This window comes from Xenococcus sp. PCC 7305, from assembly GCF_000332055.1.
GTDB lineage: Bacteria > Cyanobacteriota > Cyanobacteriia > Cyanobacteriales > Xenococcaceae > Xenococcus.
The window spans coordinates 1-5409 of sequence record NZ_ALVZ01000035.1 but is presented as its reverse complement, the minus strand read 5'-3'; the positions used below and the strand labels follow the sequence as shown (position 1 = coordinate 5409).

The window sequence follows — 5409 nt, the reverse complement described above, 5'->3', positions numbered from 1 at the left end:
TTGAAGGATGCATATTGGAAGATTAGACGTCCAAAATATCCGTGTGCAGCAACGATGTTGTAAGTTTCTTCTTCTTGACCGAATTTGTAACCGTAGTTTTGAGATTCAGTTTCAGTTGTTTCACGAACCAAAGAAGAAGTTACTAGAGAACCGTGCATAGCGGAGAACAATGAACCACCAAATACACCAGCTACTCCCAACATGTGGAAGGGGTGCATTAAGATGTTGTGCTCAGCTTGGAATACCAACATGAAGTTGAATGTTCCACTGATTCCTAAAGGCATACCATCGGAGAAGGAACCTTGTCCTAGAGGGTAGATTAGGAATACTGCAGTTGCTGCGGATACTGGTGCAGAGTATGCAACACAGATCCAAGGGCGCATCCCTAAGCGGAAAGAAAGTTCCCACTGACGACCCATGTAGCAGAATACACCGATCAAGAAGTGGAAAATTACTAGCTGGTAAGGGCCACCGTTGTACAACCACTCATCTAAGGAAGCAGCTTCCCAGATGGGGTAGAAGTGAAGACCAATTGCATTAGAAGAAGGAATTACAGCACCAGAGATGATGTTGTTTCCGTATACCAAGGAACCTGCAACAGGTTCACGGATACCATCGATGTCCACGGGAGGCGCAGCGATGAATGCAATGATGAAACAAGTAGTAGCTGCGAGAAGGCAGGGGATCATTAGAACACCGAACCAACCGACATAGATGCGGTTGTCTGTGCTAGTAATCCACTGACAGAACTTCTCCCAAGAGCTGACGCTTTCGCGTTGCTGTAGAGTAGTAGTCATTTATGTATGATTCCTGTATGTATGTATTTAATTGTCAAGGTTCTTTTCTTTGACACTTATAATCATATCGAAAACTTTGAGTTTTGTAAACTAAAGTATCGAAACTTTTACTTATGCTAAACATTAGCTGAAATTATAAATGAGATCAAACCCTCGTATCACATACAGCCCAGCCTATACGGTTATTCCTACCTACGAATGTTTTAATCGATGTAGTTACTGCAACTTTCGTAAAGATATTGGAAGTGGTACTAAATTAACATTAGCTGATGCTCGGAAAACTTTAACTGAGCTTTCTCTGACAGGAATCTCAGAAATTCTCATCTTAAGTGGCGAGGTTCCCCTTGACTCGACTTTACGTCAAGAATGGTTTGCCCGGATCAGAGAACTTTGTGAATTAGCTTTGTCTCTAGACTTGCTCCCTCATAGCAATGTGGGAATTTTAAGTTGGGATGAAATGCGACAACTTAAAGAGATTAATGTCTCGATGGGATTAATGCTGGAGCAGATAACCCCGAAACTTTTATCAACAGTACATAAGCAAGCTCCTAGTAAACGGCCTGAGCTTAGGTTGCAGCAGCTCGCATGGGCTGGAGAATTGAAAATTCCCTTCACGACAGGGCTCTTGCTAGGAATTGGGGAAACTGCAGTTGATCGAGAAAAAACCCTAGAGGAGATCGCGTCACTACAACAAAGTTGGGGTCATATTCAAGAGGTGATTCTACAACCCCATAGTCAGGGAACTCAGCAAAGTTATGAACAATCAGAGTTTAATCTGACTCAGCTACCGGAGGTTGTTGCGATCGCAAAAAAGATCCTACCTGATAGCATTACAATTCAAATTCCCCCTAATCTAATTAGCCAACCAAAGTTACTTCTAGAATGTCTCGAAGCTGGCGCTCGGGATCTAGGCGGTATCAGTCCGAAGGATGAAGTCAATCCTGACTATCCCCATCCCACAGCAGAGTCTCTTAGGAGAATATTGGAGCCTGAAGGTTGGCAGCTGATTACCCGTTTACCTGTTTACCCTCAGTATTTGTCTTGGTTGTCTGATTCTTTACGAAGTAAGATTGAACGAAGGCAGAGGGCTTAAATATGTGAGTTATTTCTGTAAGCTACGAGGATCAAGAACATCCCGTAAGCCATCTCCTAAGATATTAAAAGCTAAAACTGTCAGAATAATCAAAATTGCCGGAGGCCAAATTAACCAGGGCTGCAACATAAGAATTGAAGCGTTAGTCGCCAAAGAAAGTAGATTTCCCCAACTAGGATCAGGCTGCTGAATCCCCAACCCAATCAGACTCAAAACAGATTCAGCGACAATAAAACCAGGAACCGCTAAGGTGGCCGAAATAATAATGTAAGTGGCAGTTTGGGGCAAAACATGACGCACAATGATATAGAAGGGATTAGCCCCGATCGCCTTGGCTGCTTGAATAAATTCTTGCTCTTTGAGAGACAAAACCTGCCCTCTAATTACCCTAGCCAAACCTGACCAACTAATAAAAGAAGTAATTAGAACAATTAGTAAAAATCTTTGGGTACTACTCAAACTAGGAGGCAATACAGCAGCCAACGCGATGAGTAAATAAATTCCCGGAATCGTCATCAAGACTTCCACCAAACGCATCAAAATTCCATCAACCCAACCCCCGAAATATCCAGAAATGCCCCCAACAAGCATTCCCAAGGGAAAAGAAATGGTAATCCCGACTAAACCAATAAATAAACTGATCCTGCCGCCAAAAACTAAGCGACTAAATTCATCTCTCCCCTGTTCGTCTGTTCCCAACAAATTAATTTTACCTGGGCCAATCGTGCCAAAAAGGTGACGATCAAAATCAATGCCAGGAAAGATTGTGACTCCTTCAAACTTGGGAGGCAAAGGCAGAGTAACTTTAAACAGATTGTAGGTTGAGCCCTTAACAAAAAAACGAATGGGCGACGGCTCTTGGGTATTTATCGACAACAGGCGATCGCCAGTCTCCAAATCCGTAGCGCCTTGAGTTGTCGGATAGACATAAGCCCCTAACCATTCACCCTCAGAACTTCCCCAATGTATAGTGGTAGGAGGTAACAACGAACCGTCAGTTTGCGATGAGTAAGGGTTATAGGGCGCAACAAAATCAGCAAAAATGACAGTCACATAAAATACTATTAAAACAACTGCCCCTAATCGAGCCAAAGGATTTTTCTTAAGTTTCCGCCACCAATCCATAATTTATAATTTTCAATTTTTAATTTTCAATTTCCACGGTGCTTACTTTTGCCTTGTAGAGAATCTTCTCCCCTTGTTTGTAACCCACATAACGAACTTGTACCATATCTCCCAGGTCCGCATCACCTTTGATCAATTCATGCCATTGTGGGTCATAGGGCAATTCTTCCCCCACCGTATATATAGCTTCTACACCCCAGTAAGAGATTAACTCCTCGATGGGTTTCATCAAAAGTAGCAACCGTTTTGCTGGTAATTCAGGATTTTTAGCGATCGCCGCCACTGCGGTTGGCCATTGTAATAGCCATGATTCGATCACTTGCAAACTAGCATTCCGAAACTCTGACTCTAAAGTTTCTTTTTGCTGCTCGATAGTATTTTGTAGTCTTTGATATTCTTGATTTTCTGCTGCTAAATTCCTTTGTTCTGCTTGGGGTTGCCAATTCTCGAGATATTGAGATTGGGAAACAAAAGTAGTTATTAATTGCTCTAAGGATATTTTAAGTGCAGCCGAGAGACTCAAAAGATTTTCCAAAGCCACACGATGCATTAACCCATACTCTATTCGGGTTAATTGCCATTGAGAAATTCCTGCTATTTTTGACAGCTCTTGACGATTTTGAAATCCCGCCTTTTCCAGTAATACTGTCAACTTATTACTATTTTGCTGGTATATCGACTCTTTCATCCCGATTAAATTAATTGATTAAAAAATTTTTAAGAAGACATTAATAGACTTTTCCATTCAACTTTCAAATACTCGCCAATTTAATCTTTTTTGTCGAGAGAATGACTATAAATTTCTGTATGTTAGGATTGTCGTACTTGCGCGTTCGGTTAGTAGTGATCAATTATTCCTCATTCGAAGACTTGTCAACATTTGAGGATAGTATCCCATTTTATGGGACAAATACCCTATAGTCTGGTGCAAGCAATCATTAAATTATCAAATGAATCCTACTATTTTTTAGAATAGCTAATATGACTGAAAGTTGGGACTCTGGAATTATATTTGTAGATAATTTTGTTGCTTCACAACAGATTAGATTATTTCAAACCCTAAAGGAAAATCGATTTAGTGGTCAGTTGCACTTTAGTAGTTCTAATCAGTTGGAGTGGGTTTTCTCTCTTTACTTAGGGCGAATTATCTATGCGACAGGGGGAAGGCATCCGGTAAGAAGATGGCGCAGACATCTGGTTTCCTCTTTGCCTCAAATAGCTTTGAAGCTCCAAGAGGAGTTGGATTATTTGTCAAATAACGAGTTCAATAAAACAAATGTGAGTTGGGACTACGATTTGATCTGTTTTTGGGTTCAGCAGAATAAAGTAAGCCGAGAACAGGCAAATAATGCAATTCGCGCCATTATTAAAGAAATATTATTTGACATTACGCAAAACAAAAAAATAACCTACTATTTAAAGCATGAGGAAAGACTTACCGCGACTCAATTGGCCATGGTGGATTCGGAGAAACAAATCATTGAAGCCTGGAAGGTTTGGCAAGAATGGGAAGGGGCTGGATTAGAATCTATAGAACCTGATTTTGCACCAAAAGTTACTAAGCCAGAGAAATTAAAAGCCAAAACTTCGGAAAAGAACTATCGAGTATTTATGCGGTTGTTAGATGGGAAACATCCCCTAAGGGATATAGCGGCCAAAAAGCAAACAAATATCATGACTCTAACTCGTTCTATTATGCCCTACTGTCAGTTAGGTCTTATTGAGTTAATCCCTGTGCCTGATATAGCAGTTCCCATCGCATCACCAACAAACTCAGCAAATCCACAAAAACAACAAGAATCAGCAGAAACAATATCTTCTCTAATGTTGTCGGGGGAAGATTATGATAGTTCTGTTGGTGATTCTCAAGGTTTTGCACATAGTCAAAAAAGACTCATTGCCTGTGTTAATAATAGCCCTCTGATTTCTCAAATAATGAAAAAGGTTGTGAGCACAGCTGGTTATGATTTTCTGGGAGAGTCTGAGGCCTTAAGAGCGTATTTTGTATTGCTAGAGCGCAAACCGGATATTATTTTTATTGACTTGGAAGTCCCTGGTCTAACTGCTTATGAGCTGTGCTCCCAATTAAGGAAATTACCTTGTTTCGCTGCAACTCCTATTCTCTTATTCAGTAGAAAGACAGGACTACTTGACCGGATGAAAGCTAAAGTTGCTGGTTTTTCCGAAATATTCCATGCTTCGATGGAGTCTCAATCGATATTAGAAATCATCAATAAATATACATCGGTATCGGCTAATAATGTCGATGTGAATTAGCTTAGGTGATTTCTGGGAAAGAACATACCATTGACGTAGGGGCGATTCGCGAATCGTCCTTACAGATTATCGATAAATCTGATCAAAACCTGGTACAAATATTTTGAGAAATCGCCT

5 protein-coding genes are annotated in these 5409 nt (G+C 40.7%); 2 read left to right on the top strand and 3 right to left on the bottom strand.

Annotated elements, in window-relative coordinates; all coding sequences use genetic code 11:
• A partial coding sequence (locus XEN7305_RS00520) for a photosynthetic reaction centre protein (protein ID WP_006507341.1) occupies window positions 1–797 on the bottom strand: 797 nt, incomplete at its 3' end.
• 139 nt (window positions 798–936) lie between these two features.
• Between XEN7305_RS00520 and cofG the strand changes: the two genes are divergently transcribed.
• Complete coding sequence (cofG, locus tag XEN7305_RS00515; protein WP_006507340.1) at window positions 937–1890, top strand: 7,8-didemethyl-8-hydroxy-5-deazariboflavin synthase subunit CofG; 954 nt, start codon at window positions 937–939, stop codon at window positions 1888–1890.
• 9 nt (window positions 1891–1899) lie between these two features.
• On the opposite strand, the gene XEN7305_RS00510 is transcribed toward cofG, so the two are convergent.
• Window positions 1900–3015 (bottom strand): ABC transporter permease, encoded by a 1116-nt coding sequence (locus XEN7305_RS00510; RefSeq protein ID WP_006507339.1) that lies wholly within the window; start codon window positions 3013–3015, stop codon window positions 1900–1902.
• Between the two features lie 19 nt (window positions 3016–3034).
• Window positions 3035–3703 (bottom strand): helix-turn-helix domain-containing protein, encoded by a 669-nt coding sequence (locus XEN7305_RS00505; protein WP_006507338.1) that lies wholly within the window; start codon window positions 3701–3703, stop codon window positions 3035–3037.
• Window positions 3704–3996: 293 nt separating this feature from the next.
• Here XEN7305_RS00505 and XEN7305_RS00500 point away from each other — a divergent pair, with 293 nt between their 5' ends.
• Window positions 3997–5292, top strand: a complete 1296-nt coding sequence (locus XEN7305_RS00500; RefSeq protein WP_006507337.1) for a DUF4388 domain-containing protein — start codon at window positions 3997–3999, stop codon at window positions 5290–5292.
• The last annotated feature ends 117 nt before the right edge of the window (window positions 5293–5409 follow it).